We start from the raw sequence: 516 nt of genomic DNA on the forward strand, positions 1-516 counted from the left end.
TTTAAAAGAAAACATCAAGGCCAAGCTGGAAACAGCAATCAAAGCGGTTTACCAAGAGCAAGGCGAAATCTACACCACGTCGTTAACGACAGCTGACAAGTGGGCGATGGCTTTCTTCAATCAAGACGACAACGCAGTGAAAGAATTCAACAAAGCACTCAACCAATTAAGCCAACAAAATATTCAAGTTGAGTACCCTGCAAAACTGGAAAGCCAATCTCAGCTATCGGATGTGATTCGTGAGCGACTACGTCGTGAAGTCACAACAATGACAGGTACGGGGGATAAATAATGATTCGCCTTATTTTCCTATTTGTCGTTCTAGGTGCAGGTCTATTTGTCGGTACTCAGTTTTCTGGTCAACAAGGATATGTACTGATCTCAATAGCAAACAAGACCATCGAAATGAGCGTGACCACTTTGGTGATCTTCGTTATCGCTGCGCTAGCTGGTCTTTTCCTCCTTGAATACCTGATTAAAAAGTTGGTTTACGCAAGCTCAAGCACTTGGAACTAC

2 protein-coding genes are annotated in these 516 nt (G+C 43.0%); both read left to right on the forward strand.

Annotated features, from left to right (window positions below; translation table 11 throughout):
- Nucleotides 1–292, forward strand: a 292-nt coding sequence (locus R7O13_RS30955; RefSeq protein WP_318305733.1) for a uroporphyrinogen-III C-methyltransferase, incomplete at its 5' end; no start/stop codon positions are given.
- The coding region (locus R7O13_RS30960) for a heme biosynthesis HemY N-terminal domain-containing protein (RefSeq protein WP_318305735.1) at nt 292–516 on the forward strand (225 nt) is incomplete at its 3' end. The genes R7O13_RS30955 and R7O13_RS30960, both read left to right, overlap by 1 nt.

The sequence above is a fragment of the Vibrio sp. Y176 genome (assembly GCF_033438945.1).